This window comes from Brevibacterium sp. FME17 (assembly GCF_014897515.1).
Taxonomy (GTDB): domain Bacteria; phylum Actinomycetota; class Actinomycetes; order Actinomycetales; family Brevibacteriaceae; genus Brevibacterium.
Map to the genome: position 1 here is coordinate 69,077 of NZ_JABUYD010000016.1, position 26,273 is coordinate 95,349.

23 protein-coding genes, 3 tRNA genes and 1 pseudogene are annotated in these 26,273 nt (G+C 63.7%); 6 read left to right on the forward strand and 21 right to left on the reverse strand.

The annotated features are described in order from the left end of the window. Positions 1-115: 115 nt before the first annotated feature. From INT40_RS14385 to INT40_RS14395, 3 genes are all read right to left on the reverse strand, one after another. Positions 116-191: transfer RNA gene (locus INT40_RS14385), tRNA-Phe, on the reverse strand. A gap of 69 nt (positions 192-260) precedes the next feature. Beyond that, positions 261-334 (reverse strand) — tRNA-Asp (locus INT40_RS14390). 48 nt (positions 335-382) lie between these two features. Then, positions 383-455: transfer RNA gene (locus tag INT40_RS14395), tRNA-Glu, on the reverse strand. 194 nt (positions 456-649) lie between these two features. Here INT40_RS14395 and INT40_RS14400 point away from each other — a divergent pair. Further along, positions 650-997 (forward strand): metallopeptidase family protein, encoded by a 348-nt coding sequence (locus INT40_RS14400; protein WP_101572056.1) that lies wholly within the window; start codon positions 650-652, stop codon positions 995-997. Between the two features lie 244 nt (positions 998-1,241). Then, complete coding sequence (gene ybaK, locus INT40_RS14405) at positions 1,242-1,742, forward strand: Cys-tRNA(Pro) deacylase (protein WP_101571902.1); 501 nt, start codon at positions 1,242-1,244, stop codon at positions 1,740-1,742. Between the two features lie 15 nt (positions 1,743-1,757). Here the strand turns inward: ybaK and INT40_RS14410 are convergent, their stop codons facing one another. Beyond that, a complete protein-coding gene (locus INT40_RS14410) occupies positions 1,758-2,369 on the reverse strand; it encodes a YigZ family protein (protein ID WP_193096366.1) in 612 nt (203 codons plus the stop codon). A 120-nt stretch (positions 2,370-2,489) separates the two neighbouring features. Here INT40_RS14410 and INT40_RS14415 point away from each other — a divergent pair, with 120 nt between their 5' ends. Continuing rightward, positions 2,490-3,851, forward strand: coding sequence for an aspartate aminotransferase family protein (locus INT40_RS14415; RefSeq protein ID WP_101571906.1), 1,362 nt, complete (start codon positions 2,490-2,492; stop codon positions 3,849-3,851). Positions 3,852-3,911: 60 nt separating this feature from the next. Here INT40_RS14415 and INT40_RS14420 read toward each other — a convergent pair whose 3' ends face one another. Then, positions 3,912-5,543, reverse strand: coding sequence for an amidohydrolase (locus INT40_RS14420; RefSeq protein ID WP_193096367.1), 1,632 nt, complete (start codon positions 5,541-5,543; stop codon positions 3,912-3,914). 108 nt (positions 5,544-5,651) lie between these two features. After that, complete coding sequence (locus INT40_RS14425) at positions 5,652-7,397, reverse strand: thiamine pyrophosphate-dependent enzyme (RefSeq protein WP_226831365.1); 1,746 nt, start codon at positions 7,395-7,397, stop codon at positions 5,652-5,654. A gap of 110 nt (positions 7,398-7,507) precedes the next feature. Here INT40_RS14425 and INT40_RS14430 point away from each other — a divergent pair, with 110 nt between their 5' ends. Further along, positions 7,508-10,369, forward strand: coding sequence for an aminotransferase class I/II-fold pyridoxal phosphate-dependent enzyme (locus tag INT40_RS14430; protein ID WP_193096368.1), 2,862 nt, complete (start codon positions 7,508-7,510; stop codon positions 10,367-10,369). A gap of 28 nt (positions 10,370-10,397) precedes the next feature. On the opposite strand, the gene INT40_RS14435 is transcribed toward INT40_RS14430, so the two are convergent. After that, a complete protein-coding gene (locus INT40_RS14435; RefSeq protein WP_193096369.1) occupies positions 10,398-11,849 on the reverse strand; it encodes an MDR family MFS transporter in 1,452 nt (483 codons plus the stop codon). A 103-nt stretch (positions 11,850-11,952) separates the two neighbouring features. On the opposite strand from INT40_RS14435, the gene INT40_RS14440 reads away from it, so the two are divergent. Next, positions 11,953-12,570, forward strand: coding sequence for a TetR/AcrR family transcriptional regulator (locus INT40_RS14440; RefSeq protein ID WP_219618868.1), 618 nt, complete (start codon positions 11,953-11,955; stop codon positions 12,568-12,570). A gap of 298 nt (positions 12,571-12,868) precedes the next feature. Here INT40_RS14440 and INT40_RS21015 read toward each other — a convergent pair whose 3' ends face one another. Next, positions 12,869-12,991 (reverse strand): hypothetical protein, encoded by a 123-nt coding sequence (locus tag INT40_RS21015; protein WP_264298416.1) that lies wholly within the window; start codon positions 12,989-12,991, stop codon positions 12,869-12,871. A 238-nt stretch (positions 12,992-13,229) separates the two neighbouring features. On the opposite strand from INT40_RS21015, the gene INT40_RS14445 reads away from it, so the two are divergent. Further along, positions 13,230-13,376 carry a hypothetical protein gene (locus tag INT40_RS14445; protein WP_193096370.1) on the forward strand — a complete coding sequence of 49 codons (147 nt, stop codon included), beginning with the start codon at positions 13,230-13,232 and terminating at the stop codon, positions 13,374-13,376. 89 nt (positions 13,377-13,465) lie between these two features. On the opposite strand, the gene INT40_RS14450 is transcribed toward INT40_RS14445, so the two are convergent. From INT40_RS14450 to INT40_RS14505, 13 genes and pseudogenes are all read right to left on the reverse strand, one after another. Next, positions 13,466-14,251, reverse strand: a complete 786-nt coding sequence (locus INT40_RS14450; protein WP_226831367.1) for an amino acid ABC transporter ATP-binding protein — start codon at positions 14,249-14,251, stop codon at positions 13,466-13,468. Next, positions 14,251-15,045, reverse strand: coding sequence for an amino acid ABC transporter permease (locus INT40_RS14455; protein WP_193071716.1), 795 nt, complete (start codon positions 15,043-15,045; stop codon positions 14,251-14,253). Before INT40_RS14455 ends, INT40_RS14450 begins: the two co-directional genes overlap by 1 nt. A gap of 187 nt (positions 15,046-15,232) precedes the next feature. Continuing rightward, entirely contained in the window at positions 15,233-16,030 is a 798-nt protein-coding gene (locus INT40_RS14460; RefSeq protein ID WP_193071659.1) for a transporter substrate-binding domain-containing protein, read from the reverse strand. Positions 16,031-16,230: 200 nt separating this feature from the next. Beyond that, positions 16,231-16,701: an FABP family protein gene (locus tag INT40_RS14465; RefSeq protein WP_193096371.1), complete on the reverse strand. Its 471-nt coding sequence runs from the start codon at positions 16,699-16,701 to the stop codon at positions 16,231-16,233. A 94-nt stretch (positions 16,702-16,795) separates the two neighbouring features. After that, entirely contained in the window at positions 16,796-18,235 is a 1,440-nt protein-coding gene (locus tag INT40_RS14470; protein WP_226831369.1) for an MFS transporter, read from the reverse strand. Positions 18,236-18,470: 235 nt separating this feature from the next. Further along, positions 18,471-19,673: an MFS transporter gene (locus INT40_RS14475; protein ID WP_101571919.1), complete on the reverse strand. Its 1,203-nt coding sequence runs from the start codon at positions 19,671-19,673 to the stop codon at positions 18,471-18,473. A 186-nt stretch (positions 19,674-19,859) separates the two neighbouring features. Continuing rightward, positions 19,860-20,273, reverse strand: coding sequence for a 4-carboxymuconolactone decarboxylase (gene pcaC / locus INT40_RS20670; RefSeq protein WP_226831392.1), 414 nt, complete (start codon positions 20,271-20,273; stop codon positions 19,860-19,862). A gap of 96 nt (positions 20,274-20,369) precedes the next feature. Continuing rightward, positions 20,370-21,161, reverse strand: a pseudogene (locus INT40_RS20675) (alpha/beta fold hydrolase); the annotation flags it as partial. 6 nt (positions 21,162-21,167) lie between these two features. Further along, on the reverse strand, positions 21,168-22,571 hold the full coding sequence (locus INT40_RS14485) for a lyase family protein (protein WP_193096373.1): 1,404 nt from the start codon (positions 22,569-22,571) through the stop codon (positions 21,168-21,170). Between the two features lie 56 nt (positions 22,572-22,627). After that, entirely contained in the window at positions 22,628-23,200 is a 573-nt protein-coding gene (pcaG, locus tag INT40_RS14490; RefSeq protein WP_193071657.1) for a protocatechuate 3,4-dioxygenase subunit alpha, read from the reverse strand. Then, entirely contained in the window at positions 23,193-23,993 is an 801-nt protein-coding gene (gene pcaH, locus INT40_RS14495) for a protocatechuate 3,4-dioxygenase subunit beta (protein WP_193071656.1), read from the reverse strand. The genes pcaG and pcaH overlap by 8 nt, the downstream gene beginning before the upstream one ends. 66 nt (positions 23,994-24,059) lie before the next feature. After that, positions 24,060-25,244 (reverse strand): 4-hydroxybenzoate 3-monooxygenase, encoded by a 1,185-nt coding sequence (locus INT40_RS14500; RefSeq protein ID WP_193071655.1) that lies wholly within the window; start codon positions 25,242-25,244, stop codon positions 24,060-24,062. 159 nt (positions 25,245-25,403) lie between these two features. Further along, positions 25,404-26,246, reverse strand: a complete 843-nt coding sequence (locus INT40_RS14505) for a phosphosulfolactate synthase (RefSeq protein ID WP_101598476.1) — start codon at positions 26,244-26,246, stop codon at positions 25,404-25,406. Positions 26,247-26,273 lie beyond the last annotated feature (27 nt).

Genomic DNA, 26,273 nt, shown 5'->3' on the forward strand with positions numbered 1-26,273 from the left:
TCGAATCAAAGTTACTGTACAGTACATGTGTTTGCAATCACAAAGGGTGCCCTGTGCAGAGGAGGCTGGCTTCGGATACACGAAAAACCCCGCCGTGGCAGGGGTTTTCGTTATGTGGTGGCTCCGACCGGCGTCGATCCGGTGACCTTTCGATTTTCAGTCGAACGCTCTACCAACTGAGCTACAGAGCCAGGTCGCCAACATACGTCAAGTATGTTGAGAGAAACAAAGGCCCTTCCGAAGAAGAGCCTTGTGCTCCGCGACCCTGACCGGACTCGAACCGGCGACCTCCGCCGTGACAGGGCGGCGCGCTAACCAACTGCGCTACAGGGCCTTACTGTGTTGCATCTGATCCGATGTCGGATTTCTCAATCCTACACCGTACCCCCAACGGGATTCGAACCCGTGTCGCCGCCGTGAAAGGGCGGTGTCCTAGGCCTCTAGACGATGGGGGCCCAGGTTGTCCTCGGATTCCCCGGGGCAACGTCGTTAATCCTAGCCCAACCATTTCGCAGAGTGCAAACCGATGCCCCGTGTCCTCGGTCACACCGATTCGAGAGACCCTGAGAGCCTCCGAGAGGGGCAGCAGGAGCGTGCCAGGGGCGCCGCCCTCAGCCCCTTCGGAGACCATCCCGCTAGGCTGGCAGACATGGAGTACCTCAGTGAAGAAGAGTTCGAGTCGATCCTTGATGAGGCGATCGACCAGCTTCCTTCGGGTGTGACCGATGAGCTCGACAATGTCGCTCTCTTCGTCGAGGACCGACCCGAGGATGGCAACACCCATCTACTGGGGCTCTATGACGGAACACCTATGGGGGAGCGAGGCATCTCCGGTCTCGAACTGCCGGACAACATCTTCCTCTACCGCGACAACCTCATTGCATACGCTGAGGACCGCGATCACCTGCGGAGCGAAATCGTCATCACCATCGTTCACGAGATCGCACACTTCTATGGAATCGACGACGAACGACTCCACGAGATCGGTTGGGGCTGAGCATTACAACTGCCGAAGTTGACCGTGAAGTCCAGCGTCGCCCCAGGTCGTAGGTGGAATCTGGTGCTTCATCGGCCGTCATTGATTGGCGCTGGAGCCTGGACTTCGCTTATTGTGGGCGGGTACCCATCAGCATTCGATACAACATTCCGTCCGTATCGACGCGGGACCACAGGGGCGAAGCCCCGGGCAGAAGTGCCTTGCGTGTCCCCGCAGATTTACGGGCAGGAGGCACGACCCCTTTATGACAGTGGCATCCAAACCGACAAGCGCGGCTACCCCGGCCGTCCGTGTACTCAACCTGGCAGGCATCGATTACACCCTGCACAGCTTCGATCACGATCCAAGCACCCGCCGTTACGGGTCCGAAGCCGCCGACAAGCTCGGCGTCGGCTCTGACCAGGTGTTCAAGACCCTCATGATCCAGGTCGACGGCGCACCCGTCACCGCCCTGGTTCCCGTGTCCGGACAGCTCGACCTCAAGGGCCTCGCGTCTGCACGCGGAGCGAAGAAGGCTCAGTTGGCAGGCGTGGCCGAGACCGAGCGACGCACCGGCTACCCAGTCGGCGGCGTCTCCCCGTTCGGGCAGCGCCATGCTGTGCCGGTCGTCATCGACCGCACCGCACTCGAGCATTCCTCGGTCTTCGTCTCGGCAGGCCGGCGTGGCCTCGAGATCGAGATCCGTCCCGAAGACCTCGTCATGCTCACCAATGCGCAGCTCGGGAAGATCGCAGCCCTGGACTGATCAGTCCGGCACTGCTCACACCCATTCGATGTCACCGACGGCGGGCTCTGCCTGCCCGGCGGTGACGTCTGCGTATATGGCCAAGGCCGCGTCCACCTCGGCGACGGGAACCATCATGTCGATCTCCACGGTGGCACCGTAGCTCGACCGTGTCGTCCACCCCCTGTTCCCGGCCGCCCGATCCAAGGCGTTGGCCTGGGCATAGTCCACGTCGGCGCGCACCGGAACCAGCTCATGCTTGGTGACGATGCGTGCGGTCTCCAATGCCGCCGAGGTGGCCTGTCCATAGGCGCGGACGAGTCCTCCCGCGCCCAGCAGAGTTCCCCCGAAGTATCTGGTCACGACCGCAACGACGAAGGTCAGCTGGTGACCGGAGACGACGTCGAGGATCGGCGCGCCTGCCGTGCCCGCCGGTTCCCCATCATCGCTGAAGCGCTGTGTGCGCGAATCCGGGTCAAGGACGAACGCCGTGCAATGATGACGCGCCTTCGGGTGGGCGTTTCTGCGCTCTGCGATGACCTCCCTGGCCTCTGCCTCATCGGCGACCGGTGCCACGAAGCCGATGAAGCGTGACTTCTTGATCTCGATCTCGGTTTCGGCGGGGGCGACGATCGTGCGGTAGGGCATGCGAATCACTCTACCGAAGACCATGGACACGGGGTCGGGGGCCACTGTCACGGACCGTTTCGCCGGAATCTGATCTACGATGAGCGGACAACCTGAACAATGGTGAAAGGGTGATGGAAAGTGCAGCAGCTCAGCGACGCTGAAATCTCAGCGGTCAAGGACGAATCCGCCCGAGCCTACGAACTCGATCGGGCGCACGTCTTCCACTCATGGTCGGCGCAGGAGCTGCTGGACCCGATGACCGTCTCGCGGGCGCAGGGCTCACATATCGTGGACGGTCAGGGACAGTCATTCCTCGACTTCTCCTCCCAGCTGGTCAACACCAACATCGGCCACCAGCATCCGAAGGTCGTCCAGGCCATCAAAGATCAGGCCGACCTGCTGTGCACGATCAGCCCCGCCCACGTCAACGCCGCCCGGTCCGAGGCCGCCCGCCTCATCACCGACCGCACCCCGGCCGGTCTTGACCACGTGTTCTTCACCAATGGCGGTGCCGACGCCAACGAGCATGCGATCCGCATGGCCCGGCTGCACACCGGCAAACACAAGATCCTCTCCCGGTACCGTTCGTATCACGGCGGTACCGAGACCGCCGTCAACGTCACCGGTGACCCGCGCCGCTGGTCCAATGACCGCGGTGATTCCGGCGTCGTCCACTTCTTCGGACCCTTCCTCTACCGGACCGAATTCTCGGCCACCACCGAGGCGGAGGAGACCGAGCGGGCTCTGCGTCACCTCGAGCGCACCATCGAACTCGAAGGCCCGTCGACGATCGCCGCGATCATCCTCGAATCCATCCCCGGCACCGCCGGCATCATGTTGCCCGGCAGTGACTATATGCAGGGGGTGCGCGCGCTCTGCGATCAGTACGACATCATCTTCATCGCCGACGAGGTGATGGCCGGGTTCGGCCGTTCCGGTAAATGGTTCGCCTTCGAACACTTCGACGTCGTGCCTGACATCATCACCTTCGCCAAGGGCGTGAACTCCGGGTACGTGCCGTTAGGTGGGGTGATCATGGATGACGCGATCTATGGTTCATTCGCCAAGAAGCCCTATCCCGGTGGGCTCACCTACTCCGGTCACCCTCTGGCCTGTGCAGCAGCCGTGGCGACGCTCAAGGCTATGGATGAGGAAGGCATGATCGAGCACGCCGAGCGCATCGGCCAGGAGATCATCGGACCTCGGCTGCGCCAGATCGCTGAGAATTCGAAGCACGTCGGTGAGGTCCGCGGGGTCGGTGCCTTCTGGGCGATCGAACTCGTCTGGGACAAGGAATCACGCGAACCGTTGGCGCCCTACGGCGGAGGCTCACCCGAGGTCGCCTCGGTGGTGTCTTCGCTGAAGGAACACGGCGTGGTGCCCTTCAACAACTACCACCGCCTCCACGTGGTCCCGCCGATCAACATCAGCGAAGAGGACCTCGAAACAGGCCTGGGCGTCTTCGAGAAGGTCCTCACCGACCTCGACTTCTCCCGCTAAACCTCCCCGACGTCACTAAATACCCCCGGCGCCGGGCGCTATTAGTGACGTCGGGGAGGTTTAGCGGGCGTCGTGGGTGAACTTTCCGCCGAGGATGGTGGCGCGGACCTGGATCTGTGAGATCTTGTCCGGGGCCACCTCGGCGGGGTGAGCATCGAGGGCCACGAAGTCCGCGAGCTTCCCGCGCGAGAGTGTTCCCTTGTCAGCGCCATGCCCGGAAGCCTCGGCCGCAACCGAGGTGTAGGCGGCGATCGCCTCATCGGGAGTCAGACACTCTTCGGCCGAACCCATGATGTCGCCATCGCGGGTCCCGCGGGTCACAAAGGCCTCGATGCCGCGCAGCACGTTGCCGTCGGCGCAGGGACGATCAGAGCTTCCGGCCAGCAGCACACCGGCGTCGATGAAGGACTTCGCACGGTAGATCAGTGACCGGCGTGCCGGGCCCAGTGAGGCGTTCATGCCATCGCCGATCCCTTCGGCGAACGCGGACTGCGGGGTCACGACGATGCCGTTGTCGGCCAGGGTGGTCAGGTGCTCGTCGTGGACGAGGGCAGCGTGTTCGATCCGGTTGGGAACCGCTCGGCGCCCGTATCTGGCCTGGGCATCGACGATGTTCTTCACCGCCTCGTCGATGGCGGCATCGCCGATCGCATGGACCGCGACGGACCATCCAGAGGCGTAGGTGTCGAGGATCTGCTTGCGCAGCGCCTCGGCGTCGGCCTGCAGGTAGCCGGGATGGTCCTTGCCCTCATAGTTCTCTCGCAGGGCCGCGGTCTCCCCGCTGAGCGCGCCGTCCATGAAGAACTTGACCGGGCCCAAGGACACGAGGTCATCGCCGAGGCCGGTGCGGACTCCCGCATCGAGGCCGATTCCGAAGCCGTCGGCGGAGTTCGCCGCGATCTCGTGGAGTCCATCAGCCTGCGGCAGAAGCTGGGCGCGGGCGCGCAGCTTGCCCTCTTCGCAGGCGCGCAGGTAGGCGGTGACCTCGATGGGGGAGTGACCGATCCACCCGTAGGCGATGCCGCAGTCGCCGAAGGAGGTGATGCCTTCCTGCGCGTAGTAGGCAGTCGCAAGATCGATGGCTTCGACGATCGTGTCGAGCGAATAGGGGCGGATGAGGTCCTGGACGAGTCCCTGCGCGGTCTCTTCGACCAGCCCGGTGGGGTGCCCGGCCGCATCGGTGACGACCTTGCCGCCGACGGGGTCGCTGAAACCGGGCTCGAGAATTCCCGCTCGCCTCATCGCTTCGGTGTTGACGATCGCGGCATGCCCTGAGGTCTGACGCATGAACAGTGGACGGTCGCCGGTGATCTCGTCGAGGCGGGGCAGCTCCGGGTACTGTCCGTCGTAGTCGCGGTGAGCGTAGCCGGTGGCGTTGATCCATTCACCTGCTGGCGTCGTCGCAGCGGCCTGCTCGAGCGCGGCGTAGACATCGGGCAGGCCGCCGGGCAGGGCGGTGACATCGACCGATGCCAGGGTGAGTCCGAACCAAGCGGTGTGGCAGTGGACGTCGTTGAAGCCCGGCAGCACGGTGGCCCCGCCCAAGGATTCGACCCGGTCCGCGGTGATCCCGTCGAGCTTCTCGTCGAAGCCGATGATGCGTCCGGCGAAGACGCCGATCTTCTGCGCCCGCGGACGTGCCGGGTCGAGCGTGTGGGCGTCGAGATCGGTGAAGATCGCGTCGATGTTCATGTCAGTCACCTTTGCAGCGTCAGAGTCAGTTACAGCTTGAGGGGCAATTACAGCGTGAGAGTGTGGGATTTCGCAGCAGCCGCGGCCGAAACACCGCCGGCGGCGTGCTCACGCCCGGGCTCCGCGGATCGCGGGGTCGGTGAGGCAGCGGACGAGGGCAGGACCCTCATGGGCGAGTGCCTTCTCGAAAGCGTCTCTGAAGTCCTCGGTGCGTTCGACGGTGAGACCCAGGCCGCCGAAGGCTGTGGCCAGCGCTGCGAAATCGGGGCTGCGCAGGGATGTGCCTGTCGCCCGGCCCGGGTACTCACGATCCTGGTGGCCCCGGATCGTGCCGTAGACCGAGTTGTCGTTGACGATGACGGTGAGGTTCACCCCGTACTGTGCCGCGGTCGCGAACTCCTGGCCGTTCATCAGGAAATCTCCATCGCCGGCGATGCAGAAGACGGCCCGCTCGGGATGGACGAGCCCAGCGGCCACGGCGGCCGGGAGGCCGAAGCCCATCGACCCGTTCCGTGGTCCCAGCGCCGAGGGGAAGCTGTGCGTGGGCAGGAACCTGGTGGCCCAGCCGGAGAAGTTTCCGGCCCCGTAGGTGATGATCGCGTTGTCCGGCAGCAGCTCCTTGACGTGGACGAACGCCTCATCCATATCGACGAAGGTGGAATCGCCGGTGCCCGCCGAGGTGGTGACCGGTTTCCGCCATTCGTCGAGTTCGGCGCGGGCATCGAGGATCCAGTCGGGCAGTTCCACCGGTTCGTCGGTGCCTGCCAGATGCTCATCACCGACGGCGGGCTCATCGACGGAGCCATCGGAGGACACCGAATATGCGCGAGCCCCGTCGGCGGTGAAAAGTGCCTGGGCGAATCGGTTGACCGAGGTGACGATGTGCTGGTCGAGGCTGCCGAAGTGTCCGTGGGCGTCCGGGTCGGGGTTGATGACGACTGTCTTTGCATCGGTGCCGATGGTGAAGGATTCCGTGGCCACATCGGTGCGGACACAGCCGAGGAAGATGTGCAGGTCAGCCTCGGCGAAGGTCCTCTTGGCCACTGCGGAGGCACCGAAGCCGAGCATGCCGAGGAAATTGGGGGAGTCGTGGTCGATGCCGTCATAGGCGCGGAAGGTGCCGATGACGCCGAGGCCGCGATCACGGGACCATTGGGCGACTCTGCGGGAGGTGGCCTGGGACCAATCTTCGCCGCCGATGATGAGGACGGGACGATCGGCCTGCAGGATGCGAGCCCGCAGCTCGGTGACGTCGCCGGCATAGGGCGCCGCAGAACCGTGGACACGGGGCGGCACTACCGTTCCGGCGCTGGACTGGACGAGCACCTCTTCGGGCAGGCCCACGACGACGGGACCGGGCCGGCCGGTCACGGCGGTGTGCATGGCATCGGCGACCACCTCGGCGGCCTTGTCCGGGTCATCGAGGGTCAGGACCTTCTTCGTGGTGGTGGAGAACCAGCCTGCCAAATCGAATTCCTGGAAGGCCTCACGGCCGCGCTGGGCTGTGGGGATGAGGCCGACGAACACGACGAGCGGTGTCGCATCCTGGTAGGCGGTGTGGAGGGAGACCATGACGTTGGAGGCTCCGGGGCCGCGGGTGACCATGGCGATTCCGGGGATGCCGGTCATGCGGCCCTCGGCTACGGCCATGTAGCCGGCGCCACCCTCTTGGCGGCAGACGATCGGGGTGATAGTCGAATCATGGAGCCCGTCGAGAACGTCGAGATAGGACTCGCCGGGGACCAGATAGGAACGTTGGACGCCGTGGGCTTCGAGCTCCTTGACGAGGAGATGGCCGGCGGAAAGTGGTGCTGAGTTGTCCATGGCTTCATGCTTATCATCCTTTTGTCTCATGTGGGCAGACTCTTGAACATTCGGTCACGCAACGCCGTATGATCTTGGCACAACGGATTCCGCAGGGAATCGCTCGACATCGAGATACTTCATCGCCAGGAGGCTCAAGTATGACCGGCATCGACTCCGACGAACACCCGGCACAGGCATCATTCATGCCTGGACCGTCAGCTGCCGGAGGGACCTCCCGAAAGCGGTTGGACGCGGATGTTTCGGAGAACGGATTCCGGTCTCGGCCCAAACAATCCAAGCTCGAACGCGACCCGGGAATGCCGGCGAGCACCTGGCGTCTGCGCTCGGACGCCTGGGAGTACCTGAAGTTCGCGATCAAACGCCTGGCCATCAGCGGCGGCGACTTCTCGATGATCGCCGCCGACGGTGAGGTCTGGCGTTCGCTGCGCTCGCTGAAGACGATCGAACTGTACTGGGGCGGATTCGGTCAGCGCTATGTCGAAGACATTGCCGAGCTGCTCTCCGACGGTGAGTTCGATCGGGCCCACGACATGATCACGCGAGCCGTCAACCGCCTGCGCGGGAACACAGTCCCCGATGTGGCCGACGATGACCATCTCAATGAGGAAGAGCGCGCCGAGCAGAAGGACCGGCAGGACCCACGTCCTCGCTTCGAGGTCCTCATCGTCGACGAGACCACCGAGGGAGGCCGCGATGAGCTGCACACCGACCTGCTCAAGCTGCGCAACGCCTCCGACCAGTTCATCTACGACTACGTCATCGTCCCGACTGCTGATGACGCGGTCGTCGCGGCGCTGACGAACCCGAATCTGCTCGCCTGCGTCATCCGCCCCGGATTCACCGACCGGACCCGCGAGGTGCTCAGCCGCGATCTGCGCAGCACCGTCGCGCTCGCCCACGAGGGCACAGCCATGTCGCCTACAGCGCCGATGAGCCCGCTCAACTCGGTCCGTCGGGTGCTGCGTCTGGCCGACACCCTGGCGGGTCTGCGCCCGGAGCTCGACCTCTACCTCATGGCCGGCGCCCATATCGAGAGTTTGGCTGGTGCGCTGACTCATCGCTTCCGCCGTGTCTTCCGGCGCGAGGATCAGTTCGAACTGCACTTGTCCCTGCTGCGCCGCGTTCAGCACCTCTATGACACCCCGTTCTTCACCGCGATCCGTGAGCATGCCCGCCGCCCTGCCGGTGTCTTCCACGCGCTCCCAGTCTCCCGCGGCGGCTCGGTTGTGGGGTCGAAGTGGATCAGTGACTTCGTTGACTTCTACGGCCTCAACCTGCTGCTCGCCGAGACCAGTGCCACCTCGGGCGAGCTCGACTCGCTGCTCGCTCCGGTGGGCACGATCAAGAAGGCCCAGTCTCTGGCGGCCCGCGCATTCGGTGCCAAGCGCACCTACTTCGTCACGAACGGAACGTCGACGGCGAACAAGATCGTCCACCAGGCCGTCGTCTCACCCGACGAGGTGGTCATGGTCGACCGCAACTGCCACAAATCCCACCACCACGCGTTGATGCTCACCGGTGCCCGAACCGCCTACCTCGAGGCCTACCCGCTCAACGACGTCGCCTTCTACGGTGCGGTGCCGCTGAACCGGATCAAGCAGCTCCTTTTGGACTACCGGGCTGCCGGTCGCCTCGACGAGGTGCGCATGATCACCCTGACGAACTGCACCTTCGACGGCATTGTCTACGACCCGGAGAAGGTCATGGCCGAGTGCCTGGCCATCAAGAAGGATCTCGTGTTCCTGTGGGATGAGGCATGGTTTGCCTTCGCCCGGTTCCACCCTGTCACTCGCAAGCGCACGGCCATGGTCGCGGCCGAGCACCTGGAAGATCTCCTGGCCACCAACGCCCATTCCACGGCCTACCGCGATCAGCAGAAACGACTCTTCGACTCCGAGACCGGACAACCGGCACCCGATGAGGTGTGGCTGAACGAGACGCTGCTGCCGCCACCGGATTCGCGGATTCGCGTGTATGCGACCCAATCGACCCACAAGACTCTGACCGCTCTGCGACAGGGATCGATGATCCATGTCTACGATCAGGAATTCGCCTACGGCGGCGAGGAGTCCTTCCACGAGGCGTACATGACGCACACCTCCACCTCGCCGAACTACCAGATCCTCGCCTCCCTGGATCTGGGCCGCCGGCAGGTCGAGATGGAAGGATTCGCGCTCGTCCAGAAGCAGTTGGACCTGGCGATGAGTCTGGCATCGGCGGTCTCACGGCACCCGCTGCTGAAGAAGACCTTCCGCGTGCTCACCGCTGCAGACCTGATCCCGGAGGAATACCGGGAGACCGAACGGACGATGCCGCTGCGTGACGGTATGGCGACCTTCTGGGAAGCGTGGGACAAGGACGAATTCGTCGTCGACCCGAGCCGCATCACCGTCGAGATCAGCGGCACCGGCGTCGATGGGGACACGTTCAAACACGAACACCTGATGGACCGCTACGGAATCCAGGTGAACAAGACGAGCCGCAACACGGTGCTGTTCATGACGAACATCGGCACCTCCCGCTCATCCATCGCCTACCTCATCGAGGTCCTGGTGAAGTTGGCCGGGAAGTTCAACGACCCGCACGAAATCCAGTCTCACGAAACCGTGGCGGAGCCGGCCGCGCTCATGCCTCCGCTGCCCGACTTCTCCGCCTTCGCTCCTGCCTATGCCGCCGAGGTGCCTGCTGAGGATCCGTCGAAGCAGTTGCCCGACGGTGACCTGCGTACGGCCTATTATGCGGGTCTGCGTCGGTGGAACATCGAACATGTGCTGCCGGAGGAACTCAGTCATCGGGTTGAATCCGGTGACGAGCCGGTCTCGGCCGGATTCGTCACCCCCTACCCGCCAGGATTCCCTGTGCTGGTGCCGGGCCAGGTCATCACCGCCGAGGTGCTCGACTTCATGGCTGCCCTCGACACCAGAGAGATCCACGGTTACGACCCACGACTGGGCTACAGGGTGATCCTGAAGAAGGAACAGGCCGAAGCCAAGAAGTAGGACGAACCCACGAAACCGGACTCTGGGGCTACGGCGCAGCCTCGGCGTCCGGTTTCCGTCCGGGGAGGGCGAGTGCGGGCAGCAGCGCGAGAAGCGAGATGCCGACCGCCCACCAGAAGGACAGGTGGAATGCCTGCAGCGCGGCATCGCCGGAGGTGGAGTGGAGCGCGACGAATTGCAGGACGACCGCGACGATCGCGGTGCCGAATGAGGCTCCGAACTGCTGCATGATGCGCGTATTCATGCTGGCATGTGCGACATCCTCCGGCCCGAGGTCCTGGTAGGCCAGGGTCATCGGCGGGATGAGGACCGCGCCGATTCCGAGTCCCCGGACGAACAGCACGAGTGTCAGCCAGACGAGGCTCGTGTCGTGATCTGCGAACGCGAACGGCAGCGTGCCGATGACTGATACGAGGAAGGCGGCGACCGTCACGGTCCGACCGCCGAAGCGGGCGACGAGTTTGCCTGTCACGAAGCGGATGACAAGCGCGCCGATTCCTTGAGCGATCATCAGAAGGCCGGCCTCGAGCACGGACCGCCCCTGCACCACTTGGAAGTAGAGGGGCAGCAGGAACATGCCTGCGTACATGGCCGCTCCGGCGGTGAAGAGTGTCGACGAGGCTGTGAACATCGACCGGACCCGCATCAGCCGCACGTTCACGAGTGGGTCTGCGCTGCGGAGCGCCCAGATGATGAAGCCGACCAGCAGGAGAATTCCGGCACTGAGCGGGATGAGAACACCGGGATGGTCAAGACCTCCGTGCTGTGCGGTCTGCGAGAAGCCCAGCAGAATGCCGACCACGGCCGGGGACAGCAGGCTCAAGCCCACCCAGTCGAGTCGTGGTCGTTTCTGGTCTGCGGCGGGTGGATCCGATTGAAGATATTTCCACGCCATCACCAGGGCGACGATGACGATCGGGGCATTGACGAGGAACAGCCACCGCCAGCTGAGCCAGTTGAGAATGACGCCGCCGACGACCGGTCCCAGAATGGGGCCCAGAGCTGCGGGCATGCTGATGGTGGCGATGAGATTGGGGCTCGGCCGGTGGCCGACGGCTCTGATGGCCAGAGTCTGCATGAGTGGCATGATGAGGCCGCCGCCAAGTCCCTGCATGGCGCGGAAGGCGATGAGGCTCGCATCATTCCAGGACAGTGCGCAGAGGACTGAAGCGGCTCCGAAGATCAACAGCGCCAGCATCCATGCGCGTTTGCCTCCTATTCTCCGTTCCAGCCAGCCGGTCATGGGAACGGCCACGCCCAGTGCGAGCAGGTAGGCGGTGGTGACCCATTGGATGGTTGCAGTGGTGGAGTGCAGGTCGACAGTCAGGGTGTGGATGGCGAGAGTGACCATCGTGGAGTCGAGGATGGCGGCGATCGCGCCGATCACCAAGGTGGTGATGGCGAGTTTCGCTGCTCGGGGGAGCGGAGGCGCTGCGGCGCTCGCTTCGGCAGCGGGTGATCCGGTCTGGGAGGTGGACATGATGGGCAGGACCTTAGGTTAGAGAGGTTTTCCTCTCTAAAGTTAAACCCATCTAATAAGAGATGCAAACCTTCCTTGAGGGTTTGTGTCGTACGATGCTGAGGTGAGCGAATCCTCGATGCCCAGCCCCGCCCGCACCCGTCGACGAGGTGCGGAGCTTGAGAGCGCATTGCTGCAGGCAGCATGGGACGAACTCTCGGACGTCGGCTATGCGGGATTCACCATGGAGTCGGTGGCGACGCGTGCCCGTACCGGTATCGCCGTGCTGTACCGACGCTGGTCGAACAAGGACGACCTGGCTCTCGCCGCATTTGAGCACTACCGAGAGGCCCACCCGATCACGGTGCCGGACAGCGGCAGTCTGCGCGGTGACCTGATCGGACTGTTGGAGAGAATGGGGCGTCAGCGCGCCGGCTTCTTCTCGATCGCCTTCGGTGGTGCATTCTCCGGCCTGCTCAATTCGACAGGACTGTCATTGACGCAGTTCCGGGACAGGATCCTGGGCGCGCAGAGAACCGAGAACCTGATCATGATCTATCAGCGTGCGCATGACCGCGGAGAGATCGATCTGAACAAGATTTCGGGCACGGTCCTGGACATGCCCGTCGACCTGGTGCGACACGACATTCTCATGGATCCGAATCCAGTGGAGAGGACACGCATCGAAGCGATCGTCGACGAAGTCCTGCTGCCGCTCGTCCTGCCGACCGGGCGTGGTTGAAGTGGGGATGGCCCCGCTTCCTAAGGTGCCTGCTGTCACACCCTCGTGCTCACTATTGTCTGTTCAGTGTTCCCTGCTCAGGAGCTACACGATCTCGGACTCAACGAATCGAGTATCCGAAAAGCATTGAGCTGCTGTCTGCGAAGAGTTCGAGGCGGTCATTTCGTGCTTCAGCACGCGTGCGCAATTGTCGAGCACGCACCACTTCATCTTCTGCACAAGGAATCGGCGACTCCCTAACCCCAGGCAATACGGCGATATTCGTGACAATTCCGAATGGCTGAAGATTCTCATTCGCTCATATGCCGATGAGCTTCACCGAGACGCCGTCTTTTCCCATATCTCCGCTGCCTTGATCCATGGCTTCGATCCGCCGTTTCCGGCAGTCGAAGCAGCCGAGGTGATCAGGTCTGGGTTCCATCGCTCGAAGTCGACGATGAGAATTCGTAAGCGACTATCCTCTCGAAGTATCGGTCCCGTTCATCTCTGAAGCTCTCAGCCGAGGGCAGGTTTCCCAGCGTGCGCTTCGAGAAGGAATCGAGCAGGGGAAACGCGGGTGTAGAAGCGAAGTTCAGGCAGTAGCTCTTGCACACCGGGGCAATGAATTCTCAGGTGAAGCGATCTGCGCGGTCAAGTTCCACAGATTCAACATCTGGGGGATGATTCCTCAGGTGGACACCTTTGACGAGTTCGGCAAATGGATCGCGCTCAATGCTGGTTTCCGGATATTCAACCTTGTCTGGGCCGACCTGTTCCGCGTGCGGGGATTCAAGAGGATCAAAGCGGTGCTCGATGAACTCACCTGAATCGTCGAACGGACTACTTATCATCGAGGGCACCAGCTGTAACTGGTGCCCTCGATGATAAATAGTCCGCTCGACGGTGGCCGCCGGTCCTACCCCAGCTGCCCGGGATTGAGGACGCGGGAGAGGAAGTCCTTCGTTCGCTGCTCCTGCGGGTTGCCGATGACTTCCCTGGCCGGGCCTGACTCGACGACGTACCCGCCGTCCATGAATAGCACTCGGTCGGCGACCTGTCGGGCGAACTCCATCTCGTGGGTGACGACGACCATCGTCATCCCCGCCTCGGCGAGGTTGCGCATGACCTGGAGGACATCGCCCACGGTCTCGGGGTCGAGCGCCGAGGTGGGCTCGTCGAAGAGCATGACGTCGGGGTCCATGCTCAGGGCTCTCGCAATTGCCACTCGCTGCTGCTGACCGCCGGACAACGACGAGGGCTTGGCATCGATCTTCTCGGACAGGCCGACCTTCTCGAGGTTCGCCTCGGCGACGGCGTTCGCCTCCGCCTTCGACCGTCTGAGGACCTTGATCTGGGCCACCGTGAGGTTCTCCCGCACAGTGAGGTGGCCGAAGAGGTTGAAGGACTGGAACACCATGCCGATGCGGGTGCGCGCGGCATCGATGTCGAGATCGAGGTCCATCATGTCCATGCCGTCGACGACGATCGAGCCGCCGGTCGGGGTCTCGAGCGTGTTGATGCAGCGCAGCATCGTCGACTTCCCTGAGCCCGAGGGGCCGATGACGCAGACGACCTCGCCCTTGTCGACGTCGAGGTTGATGTCCGTGAGGACCTGGTTGGACCCGAAGCTCTTCTTGAGGTTCCGAATCGCGATGATCGGAGTCGCGGTCTCCCGCGCCGAGGTGGTGGCTGTTGGGGACATTACTTCGCTCCTGGCTCGGCGGAACCGTATTTGCGTTCGAGGACGCGTGAGAGATAGGACAGCGGAATCGTGATGATGAGATAGCAGACTGCGATGACGATGAACGGGGTGAGGTTCGCGGTGTTGACGATCTCAGCTCGACCGAGTGCTGCAAGTTCGCGACCGTCGACAGAGGATCCGAGGATGTAGGCCAGCGAGGAGTCCTTCGTGAGCAGGATGAGTTCATTGGTCAGCGGCGGCAGGATGATGCGCATCGCCTGCGGCAGCACGATCGTGACCATTGCTCTTGAGGAGGACATGCCCAGTGAGCGGGCCGCCTCGACTTGTCCCTTCGGCACGGCTTGGATGCCGGCGCGGATGGTCTCTGCCATGTACGCCGAGGACACGAGGCCCAGGGCGATCATGATGATGACCAACTGAGGCAGGAGGAAGCCGGGGAACGCGACAGGAAGCCCGAAGCCCATGACGAGGAAGACGACGAGGGCTGGGAGCCCGCGGAAGAATTCGATGTAAATAGTCGCCAGCCAGCGGTAGACGCCGACCGAGGACAGTCGCATGAGAGCAACGACCAGAGCGATGGCCAGCCCGAGGACGAAGCCCAGAGCCGTGAAGATGACTGTGTTCTTCAGCGCACCGGTGATGACCTCAGGGAACATGCCGACGGCGATGTCGACACGTCCGAAAGTATCAATGAGTGTCGGCCAGTCGGCGACGAAGGCGATGACGGCGGCGATGAGGATCAGGATTGCGTACTGGATTCCGCGGGAGAGCTTCGCCTTCTGGCGTTTGCTCATCTTGGCCTTGGGGGTGGCTGTGGCGAGAGGGACTGCGGGGCCGATGGGGCCGCTGTCTCCGTTCGCGGGTGTTGGTGACATGGGTGTCGTCCTTCAACGGTGGTGGCGTGGTGTGCCGAATCTGCTCAGGTCAACGGGCGGCCGACCCGGCCTCGAGGGCTCAGATCGACCGCCCGATCAGCGATCTCTATTTGGGAGCGTCGCCGAACCACTTCTTGTAGATCTTGTCGTACTCGCCGTTGCCCTTGATCTCCTTGAGGGTGTCGTCGACGGCCGTCTTCATCTTGGTGTTGCCCTTTTTCATGCTGATGCCGTAGTGCTCGTCGGTCTTGATATCGAAGCCGATGGCGAAGCCCTTGTTCTCGGTGTTGTAGTTGTAGAGCACGCCGTTGTCATTGATGACGGCGTCGACCTGCCCGGTCTTGAGCGCTTCGAGTGACAGCGGCAGGTCTTCATAGGTGACGACCTCCGAGTCTTTGAAGTGCTCGGTCGCGTATTCGAGGCCCGTGGTGCCCGCCTGTGCGCCGACCTTGAAGCCCTTCAGCGCTGCCTCGTCCTTGGCCTTCTTGTCGCCCTTGGTCAAGATCGCCTGGTTTGCATCGAAGTAGGGATCGGAGAAGTCGGCTGCTTCCTCGCGCTTCGGTTGGATCGTCGTTGCCGCTGCCGCTACGTCGCACTTCTTCTGGTTGAACTCGGCTCCCGAGGTGATCGTCTCGAAGGAGGTGTTGATGATCTCCTGTTTGACGCCGAGCTTCTTTGCCACGGCATCGACGATGTCGACGTCGAAGCCGACGACCTTGCCGTCCTTCTCGAACTGGAACGGCTGGTAGGACAGGTGGGTGCAGGTGGTCAGCTGGCCCTCTTTGACGAGAGGAACGCCGCCCTCACCGGTCGCCTCGGGTTTGGAATCGCCGCCTCCGCCGCATGCGGATAGGGCGAGCATGGCGCCGACGGCCACGGTGGCCAGGGTCAGGCGTCGTTTCATAGTTCCTCCAGGGGATTCGGTGACATCGATGTCACGAAAAAGGTGTTGCTCGCACGAGAGTTGTCTGAGCAATGTCTAAAGGAATCGCACCGTGTCCTAGGTCACGCTCGGGGTGAACGGTGTTCCGCTGCGGCGGTCGTTGCCAAATCGTAGTGTTGAGATTCCGTTGCAGCTAGAGGAATCGAAACCCCTGGTCGGCTTCAATCTTCGGCTCTGACCAGGTCCGAATGGAGGTGGTGAGTCATGGCCGCTCCAACGGCGGCCATGGAGAAGTCGACCGACAGCTGATTCTTCACCAGACGGTAGGTTCGAGCGGTTGCTTCAACGGGCTTCGCCGAGGCAGCCACGAGGATCTGCGGTGACTGCAGTTCGAGGACGAGTCCGTCTTCGGTCGCAGTCAGTGTGCCTTCGGCCAGTTCGGCATGCCCGGTTGGTTGGGCCAGGACGAATTCGACGCTCGAGGGAGTGGGGCTGCGCAGGAACCCTGTTTCCATGTGCATGGGCTGCCCATCGGGTGACCAGGTGCGCTGCTGATAGACCAGGAAGGGTTTGGCGACGTCGCGAAAAACCAGTTCCTCGGTATAGCTGAAGGGGTCGATCGTGGGGTAGTGGCCCGATCCGGTGCCCCGCCAAGTGCCGATCAAAGGCTGCAGTTGTGGCGGAAGTGCCATGGTCGTCCTCCTCGGTGAGCCGGCTGTCCTCGTCTCGATCCTAGGGCATGTTCCGGCATTGGTGCCGGGCCCGAGGATCGAGACGCCGGACGCTTCAGCTCAGCTGAGCCTCCATGTCGAGGTCCGAGGTGTCCTTGGCCAGGAACAGGGCGATGAGCGTGAGAATCGCCGCCCCGATGATGTAGAGGCCGCAGTAGAAGATCGTTCCGCCTTCGGTCTGCCACAGGGCGACCATGGCGAAGGGCGCCGGCCCCGCGCCGATGACGCTGGACATGTTGTAGGAGATCGCCGACCCGGTGTAGCGGACGTTGGCGGGGAACAGCTCCGGCAGGTAGGCGGCCATCGGGCCGAAAGTCAGGCCCATCAGGATGAAGCCGACGATCAGGGCGATGATGACGCCGGCGGTTCCCGCGTTGAACAGGACGTTGACGACGAGGCCGTAGGCGGCGATGAGGATCGTCACTCCCATGAGCATCTTGCGCCGCCCCAGCTTCTCAGCCAGGGGACCGGAGACCACAGTGAAGATGCCGAAGAACACGACGCCGATGATGAGGTAAGTGAGGAACTCACTCTTCGTATACCCCAGCCCCGCGACGAACCCTGCGGGATCAAAGACCGTGCCCGCAGCCTCGGCGGCGGCCTTCGCCTGACCGGTCGTGGCTGGTGAGGTGCCGTAGGTGAGGGTGAACGCGGTCATGAAGTAGAAGATCACGTAGGTCGCGAACATGATGAAGGTGCCGAGGACCAGTGGCTTCCAGCTTGTCTTGAAGACAGCGGCGAGAGGGGCCTTCGAGATCTGCTGCTTCTGGGCGACCAGCTGGAATGCGGGGGTCTCCATGAGCGACATGCGGACATAGAGGCCGACCGCGACGAGAAGAGCCGAGAGCAGGAATGGGATGCGCCAGCCCCAGGCGAGGAACGCCTCGGGGGAGGTCCACCTGTTGAGTCCGATGAAGAGCAGGTTGGCAATGATGAAGCCGATCGGAGCGCCGAGCTGCGGGAACGTGCCCCAGATGGCGCGTTTGCCCTTTGGTGCGTTCTCAGTTGCGAGCAGTGCCGCACCCGACCATTCGCCGCCGAGGCCGACACCCTGGCAGAAGCGCAGGAGGACGAGGAGGAGTGGTGCCAGAATGATCCAGCCCGGAGCGCTCGCGGTGGGAAGAAGCCCGATGAGGAAGGTGCCGATGCCCATGATGAGCAGCGATGCGATGAGCGTCTTCTTGCGGCCGACGCGGTCACCGAAGTGGCCGAAGATGATGGAGCCCAGAGGGCGGGCGACGAAGGCGACGCCGAAGATTGCGAAGGAGCTCAGCAGCTGCGTCGTCGAGGTCTGGTTCGGGAAGAAGAGGGCAGGGAACACCAGCGAAGATGCGGTCGCGTAGGCGTAGAAGTCGAAGAATTCGATCGTCGTGCCGACCATCGAGGCGGTGAGAACCTTGCCTCGGGTGTTGTTCTTCCGAGTCGCCGCAATGGCGTCGTCGTGCTCTGATCCAGGCTGCGCGTTCGGGGAGCCCGGCTGTGTATCGGTGGACATGTTCTTTTGTGCTCCGCTGTAATCGAAAGACGAAGGCACGGGCGGATGGTGCTCGTGTCAGATGGAAGCCGCCGGACACAGGGATGAAGGGCGACTGCTAGACACTACTCCTGTCTCAGAAAACGCGCCCTTCAAGTCTCAGACGTTGAGATTACTTGTACGTCCGAGTGATCTGTCCGACTCCGGCGTCAAGACACGGCAAGGCTCGCCAGAACGTGACAGGCCTCGGCAGGACTCAGAGCTCGACGGTCGAGCGGTTCTCGGAGCCGCCTCGGCGCAGAGCGATCGCGATTATGAGGACGATGAGTCCGAGCAGGCACAGACCGACGCCCACCCAGGCCGGGGCGCGGTAGCCCATGCCGGCGGTGATGACGATGCCGCCGAGCCAGGCGCCGAGGGCGTTGGCGAGGTTGAACGCGGCGTGGTTCATCGCCGCGGACAGGCTCGGGGCGTCGTGGGAATCGCGCAGCAGACGCATCTGCAGAGCGGTCGTGATCATCGAACCGGCGATGCCGATGAGGAAGAGCGCGACGATCGCAACGGCGGCGATGTGGGTGAAGGCACCGAATGCGGAGAGCACGATGGCGGAGAGGATCATGCCGCCGATGCCGGAGCGTTCGATGGACTTGTCGACGAGCGGACCTGCGATGAGTGAGCCGGCGGTCATTCCGAGGCCGTAGACGGCGAGGACCCAGGGGATCGCAACCTCAGGGACGCCGGCGACGTCAGTCATGGTCGGGGTGATGTAGGTGTAGACGGCGAACATGCCGCCGAAGCCGACGGAACCGGCAAGGAGAGTGAGGACGATCTGCGGACGTGCTAGTGCCTTCATCTCACCGCGAGCTGAGGGGGCTGCGCCGAGTTTCACACGGGGGACCGCGATGGCGACCATGACGACGCAGAGGATGCCGAGTCCGGCGACGAGGGCGTAGGCGCTGCGCCAGCCGAACATGTTGCCCAGTGCCGTGGCGATGGGGACACCGACGATGTTCGCGATCGTCAGGCCCAGCATGACGCGTGACATTGCGCGTCCGCGACGATTCGGGGGCACGAGCGTGGAGGCGACGATCGCGCCGATGCCCAGGTAGGCCCCGTGGGGGAGTCCACTGGCGAAGCGCGCAATATTGAACAGGGCGGCGTCGGGGGCGAGCATCGAGGCGAGGTTGCCGAGGGCGAAGAGCCCCATGAGGCCCAGCAGCAGATTCTTGCGGTCCATGTGAGCGGCGATCGTGGTGATCAGCGGTGCGCCCACAACGACGCCGATCGCGTAGAACGACACGGCATGCCCGGCCTGCGGCACGGTGATGCCGAGCTCCCGGGCGATATGGGGCAGCAGGCCCATGGTGGCGAACTCGGTCACACCGATGGCAAAGGCGCCGATCGCTAAGGCGAAGACGGCGAATTTGTAGACTCGGCGTGGCACCGGAGCGTCGCTCATGGAGTCCCTTCGGACGGAGTGGGTAGGTCGAACAGACGCGATGCCCGGAGTCGGAGACCCGACCGGACGATTCACCGCAACCGAACAAGCCTATTGCTCAGCGACGGTCATCGGTAGCCCCTCCGACGCAATGTGACGATTCGAACAGCCTCGCGGACCAGGACCGGCTCAGCTCCAGCCAGCGCCTCAGCTCAATTCGTCCATCTCCGCCAGTGCCTGCGAAGCCACTGAGAACGCGGTGTTCGCACTCGGTACGGAACAGTAGATGGCCGATTGGAGCAGGACTTCCTTGATCTCATCACGGCTCAGACCATTGCGGACAGCGGCCTTGACGTGCATCGCGAGCTCGGCCTCGTGACCGCCGGCGATCATTGCGGTCAGCGTGATCGCCGAGCGCATGCGCTTCTCCAGGCCAGGGCGGGTCCAGATCTCGCCCCAGGCGTAGCGGGTGATGAGGTCTTGGAAGTCGGCGGTGAAGTCATCGACCTTCGCATTCGCGCGGTCGACGTGAGCGTCGGAGAGAACCTGACGGCGCACGGTCATTCCGGCCTCGCGGACCTCGTCCCGGCTGGCTTCACGTGGACCAGAGGCGGTCGGCAGTTCCGCCGAGGCTGCACCTGAGTTCTCTGCGCTCGCAGCGCTTCCGCCCGTGGTGTTTCCGTCCAGAAAATCGTGGAGCAGACCGGCGACGACTGCCGGCGCCTCGGCGGGTACGAGGTGGGCCGCACCCTCGATGACCTCGAGGAGGGCACCGGAGATGCCGTTGGCGATCTCTGCGAGCTTGGTCGGCGGGGTCGGTTGGTCCTGGGCCCCGGCCACGGCGAGAACAGGCAGAGAGATGCTGGACAGACGTGAGCGGACGTCGAAGGAGGCCAGCGCATGGCAGAGCGCGGCGTAGGAGAAGCGGTCCGCGTCCTGCAGCGAATGCAGCAGTGCGGCCGAAGTCTCTGGTTCGCGGTCCATGAAGCCCTCACCGAACCAGCGCTGGGCTGAACCGATGACCTGTGTGGGAGTGCCCGAAGTGGCGACGACCTCGGCGCGTTCTTCCCAACCGCTGGCCTCGCCGATCTTCGCGCCGGTGCAGAACACCGCGGCGCGGTCGAAGCGATCGGCGTGGTCGAGGGCCAGCTGCAGGGCGATGGCTCCGCCGATCGAATCACCGGCCACGCTGATGCGGGCAGCAGCAGACCCGGCGACATCGGGAAGGATGCGATCGAGGGTAGCCAGGACCGCCTCGGCGAGGTCGCTCATCGTCAGCTTGGGAACCTCGGATGTCCCCGCGGGGACGTCGACCGGTGCCGAACGACCGTGACCGGGCAGATCGATGCCGATGACAGTCGTCTCCGGGTGCACTCCGCCGAGGTGGGTGGACGCGGATTGCCACAGTGCGCTCACCGAGGTGCCCAGTGAGGGCAGGACGATGAGGATGCGCGGGTTCGCGGTGGCGAGGGCGGTCGGTGCGGCAAGGACAGTTGCGGTCAGTTCCACGTCAGATCACTTTCTCGAGGCGAAGGGGAGGAGGCCCGGTGATACGGGCTCGGGTCCGTTGATGGTGGCGATGATGGTCTGGCGGATGTCTTCGGCATCGCCGAGGTAGTTCTCCGGTGAGAAGAAGCCGGCGAGGTCGAGTGCGTCGTCACCGGCGACCGGGTGCTGGGCCAGTGCTGCTGAGAGTGCGGCCACCGGGTCACCGTCGGGAGCGATGATGTTCTGGATCTCGGTCTTCGACAGCCTGTCGCCGAAGGCGATGTTGAGGCGTTCGGCATAGATGCCGGGGCTGGCGGTGTCCACGTTCTTCAGCATCGCGTCGGGGTTGACGCTCAGTCCCTCGACCATCGTCTGGAGCATGATGAGGGAAGACACCGCCAGGCTCATGAGTTCGGACAGGGCAGGCCATTCGGCGTGCCAGGCTCCGTCGGAGCGTTCCTCGATCGCTTCGGCGGCGGTCGAGGTCAGTGTGGCCATGGCACCGGGGGCGCGCATTCCGTTGCGGTGGAGCAAGACCGCCGAGGTGGGGTTGAGTTTCTGCGGCATCGCCGAGGATCCGCCGGTCGAGGCCAGGCTCAGTTCGCCGACCTCCGGGCGGGTGCCGATGAGTACGTCACGAGCGATCGAAGCTCCGACGGTCACACACTGTGTGAGGTGGGAGGCCCAGTTGAGGACCCGGACGCGGTCGGTGTGCCAAGGCACGGGAATGCTGGTGAGCGCGGCGTCGGGTCCGCGCAGCTGCACATGGAATTCGCGCAGCAGTGCCTCGGTCTGGGTCCCGGCGAACTCGCGGATCGCGGCTCGGGTGCCGGCCGCACCTCCGACCTGCACATAGTCGATGCGGGGGGTGAGACTCTGGACCTCCTGGACTTCCGAGGCCCAGGCCGCAGCCTTGAGTCCGAAGGTCGTCGGCAGGGCCGGTTGGGTCAGGGTGCGGGCCAGGCACACGGTCGAGGCATGGGCGTCGGAGAGGCCGACGAGCGCCTCGGCGATGACGTCGAGGCGCGCATGAGTCTGGCGGGCGACGCGGGCCATGAGCAGCCCGAGCGCCGAGTCCATGACGTCCTGACTGGTCAGGCCCTTGTGCAAGGCCCGGGACGCATCCTGGCCGAGCTGTGAGCGGACGGCCTTGAGGAATGGGATGACCGGATTGCCACCGGATTCGGAGTCCGCGGCCAAGGCCTCGAGCGCAGAGGCTTCTGAGAGCAGGGACCGGGTGGTGGCTTCGATGCCCGCCACCGCCTCGGCGCGGGCGTCAGCGGAGATCAGTCCGGCATGTGCCTGAGCATTGATCCACGCCGATTCGACGTCGCCGAGTGCAGACACGAGGGCGACATCGTCGATGGCTTCGGCGCCTCGCAGATCGCCTGGGGCGAACAGGAGGCGCGTATGGGCAACGCTGTCAGTCATTGTGTGTCCTCTCCAGCCGCTGCAGTCGCGGTTGAGTAGCCTGATGCGACTCTGGCTCAGTCTTCGTGACTGGGGAACCGCAGGAACGGTGTCTCGTTCTCACCCTGCAACCGTATGTCGAAACGCAGCGATCCGTCAGCCTCACGGGTGGCAATCAGTCGATCTCTTTCGTCTGACTCCAGGGAGGACAGCAGGGGATCAGCGGCCAGGGCTGCGGTGTCTTCGGGAAGATAGATCCTGGTGAAGAGTCTGTTGAGCAGCCCACGGGCGAAGATGACGACGCTGATGAACGGCGCCTTGCCGGGCTCCGTGGCACCTGGGTTGAGAGTGGAGAAGACGAAGCGGCCTTGTGGGTCGACCTCGTTGCGGCCGAATCCGGTGAACGTGAATCCGTCACGGCGCAGCGATCCCGAATTGCTCGAGACTTCGCCGTTCTCATCGGGCTGCCAGATCTCGAGGATCGCATCGGGGATGGGGTCACCTGCCCCGTCGTAGACGTAGCCGTGGAGTTGGACTGCCCCGTCCTTGGCTGGGGGGACGAGTTCGTTATCGCCGGGCCAGGGCATGGCGTACCCGTAGAATGGTCCGACGGTCTGGCCGGGTGTTGCGGTGAGCTTCGTCTCAGTCATCGTCCTCTTCTTCCATCCAGGTGCGGTTGCCTCCGGTGAGCACGATGTCCCAGTTGTAGCCCATGAGGAATTCGTGCTCGGTGATGTTGTGATCGTAGGTGGCGACGAGGCGATCGCGGGCCTTCTGATCCGTGATCGACTGGTAGATCGGGTCGAGAGCGAACAGCGGGTCACTCGGGAAATACATCTGAGTGATCATGCGCTGCGTGAACTCGGAGCCGAAGAGTGAGAAGTGGATGTGGGCCGGCCGCCACGCATTGTGGTGGTTCTTCCATGGATAGGGGCCCGGTTTGATCGTCGTAAACGAATATGAGCCGTCGTCTCCGGTCAGGGTGCGACCGACGCCGGTGAAGTTCGGGTCGATCGGGGCCGGATGCTGATCGCGTTTGTGGATGTAGCGTCCGGCGGAGTTGGCCTGCCAGATCTCGACGAGCTGGTTGCGCACGGGTCGTCCGTCGCCGTCGAGGACGCGGCCGGTGACCTTGATGCGTTCGCCGATCGGTTCCCCGCCGGCCTGGATAGTGAGGTCGGATTCGAGGTTCGCCAAGTCGCGGTGACCGAAGGCGGGGGAGAAGAGTTCGATCGTCTCCGGATCGGTGTGCCGGGGGTCCTTCGTCGGATGCCGCAGAATCGAGGACCGGTATGGCCGGTAGTCCAGGCGCGGCTGTGTCTCGGCCGGTGTGCCGGCGGCGACTGCGTTCTTGTGTTCGGTCTCGATCGCCTCGATCTCGGCAGACAGGGTCTGCTGTGACTCGGCCGCATCATCTGGGCCGGAGAGCTTCTGTGCACCCATGGTCGAACCTTTCTTCTCGGTGTCGCAAATTCGTGGTGGTTCTGCTGTTTCGTTGACTGAGCAGGCTCAGCCCTTCGGCCAACCCGTGTAGCACTCGGCGAGGTAGCGCCGGCCGTGCTCGGATTCGAGGATCGAATTCAACTCGCCGAGACTGCGCTTCGTTTCGAAGGCATCCTGGCTGGGGTCGGAGTGGAGCATCCGGGTCATCTGGTAGGAGAAGTTCTGCGCCTTCCACACGCGTTTCGTCGCGGTCTGCGAGTACCTGGCCAGCGCCTCGGCGTCGGAGTTCTTCAGCGCCGAGATCAGGGCCGGGGCGAGCACGGACACGTCGGCGAACGCGAGGTTGAGGCCCTTGGCTCCGGTCGGGGGAACGGTGTGGGCGCTGTCGCCGGCGAGGAACAGGGAACCGTGCTGCATCGGTTCGGTCACCGCCGAGCGGAAGGGCAGGATGTTCTTGTCGATGATCGCACCCGTCTTCAGATGGAAGCCGTCTGGTCCCTCGACCCGGGCCTGCAGTTCTGACCAGATGCGGTCGTCGGACCAATCGCCCACCTCGGTGTCGGCCGACGTTTGGAAGTACATGCGCTGCACGTTCTCGCTGCGCTGGGAGATCAGCGCGAAGCCGCGTTCGGAGCGGGAGTAGATGAGGACCTCGTGGCTGGCCGGTGCTTCGCAGAGGATGCCGAACCAGGCGAAGGGGTATTCGTGAAAGAAGCGCTGCTTCGTGTCCGCTGGGATCATGGCCCGGCAGGGGCCGCGGGAGCCGTCGGAGCCGACGACGTAGCGGGCATTGATGCGCAGTTCCTCGCCGTCCTCGGTCGTGGCAGTTACCCAGGGGTGTTCGGTTTCGATATCGCCGATCGCGGTGTCGGTGACCGAGTAGAAGGTGGGGCGGCCGGTGCGTTCGCGGGCGGCGGAGAGGTCGACGAAGATCTCGTTCTGCGGGTAGAGCCAGACGGATTCGCCGATGAGATCAGGGAAGTCGAAGGAGTGGCTGACGCCGTTGACGCGGATGTCGATGCCGTCGTGACGGTGGCCGGCGGTGTGCACGCGGGATTCGATGCCTTCGGCCTCGAGCATGCGCACCGATCCTGCTTCGAGGATTCCTGCACGGTGAGTGTGGGCGATGTCGTCGCGGCTGCGGTTGTCGATGACGACGGAGTCGATCCCCGCATTGTGCAGCGTATGGGCGAGCAGGAGCCCGGCCGGACCTGCTCCGACGATCGCAACGTCGGTTTGAAATTCTGGCACCTGGGCCTCCTTGCCGTAATCGTCCTCTCAGTGTGCGCCCGGTCACTGACACAAGGCGAGGCTGTTATCAATGAATGAGAAAAAGCGCGGCGGGGGCACCGACGATTCGTCGGTGCCCCCGCCGCGCGGACCGCAGGGTGCGGTCGCCCAGTCGTTGCCTTACTTGACCGGAGCCGGGTTGATCACCCGTCCCCAGGTGGACTTGTTGCCCCAGATGTTCTGGCGCAGTCCCTCCAGTTGGAGGATCTGGGAGTGGTCGACGAACAGGTTGCATTCGTTTCCATAGTTCTTGATATACCACTCGAAGACAGGTCCGTCGGCGGCTTCGAACATGACGTTCTCCAGGCCGAGGCCGTTGATGATGGAAGCCGCCGCAGCGGTGTTCCACTCATCGACGTTCTCCGTGATGCCTTCGGATTCGATCATGATGATCGAGGCACCGGCGTCCAGTGCCCGCTTCCCGCGGTCGACGAGGTCGCCGATGTCCTTCGCGGATTCGGCGGCCAGCTCGGCCTCACCGGAGTCGCCTCCGGAGCCGATCTGGATGCCCAGTTCGGGCTTGGCCTTGAGTCCGGCTTTGACGACCTTCTCGACGAGTCGTTCCAGACCCGAGGTCGGCAGCATGATGAAGCCGGTCGAGATCTCGATGACATCGAAGCCGACCTCCTTGGCCTCCTTGAGGTACTGGTCGACCGCGTCGTCGCCGTAGCGCAGCACGGTCTCGATCCAGCCTCCCGAGGAGACATAGGAGCCGTTGTCGTGGGCGATGTCGCTCATCGCCTTGACCTGTTCGGCGGGGACGAGGGAGAAAGACCCTCCCGCCCACTTGATGCCGTCGACCCACTGACCGGCGACGTCGAAGACGTCCTGCAGGTGGCGGGTGCCGAAGGTCGAGTAGTACGGGGCGCGGATCTCGGTCATCCCGATGGTGCGGGGCTTGGCCGGGCGCCAGGCGCGGGGGACGAAGTTCATGGACACATCGAAATCAATGGCATTCGACATTGTGTTTCCTTTCTTCGGTGTCGGCGG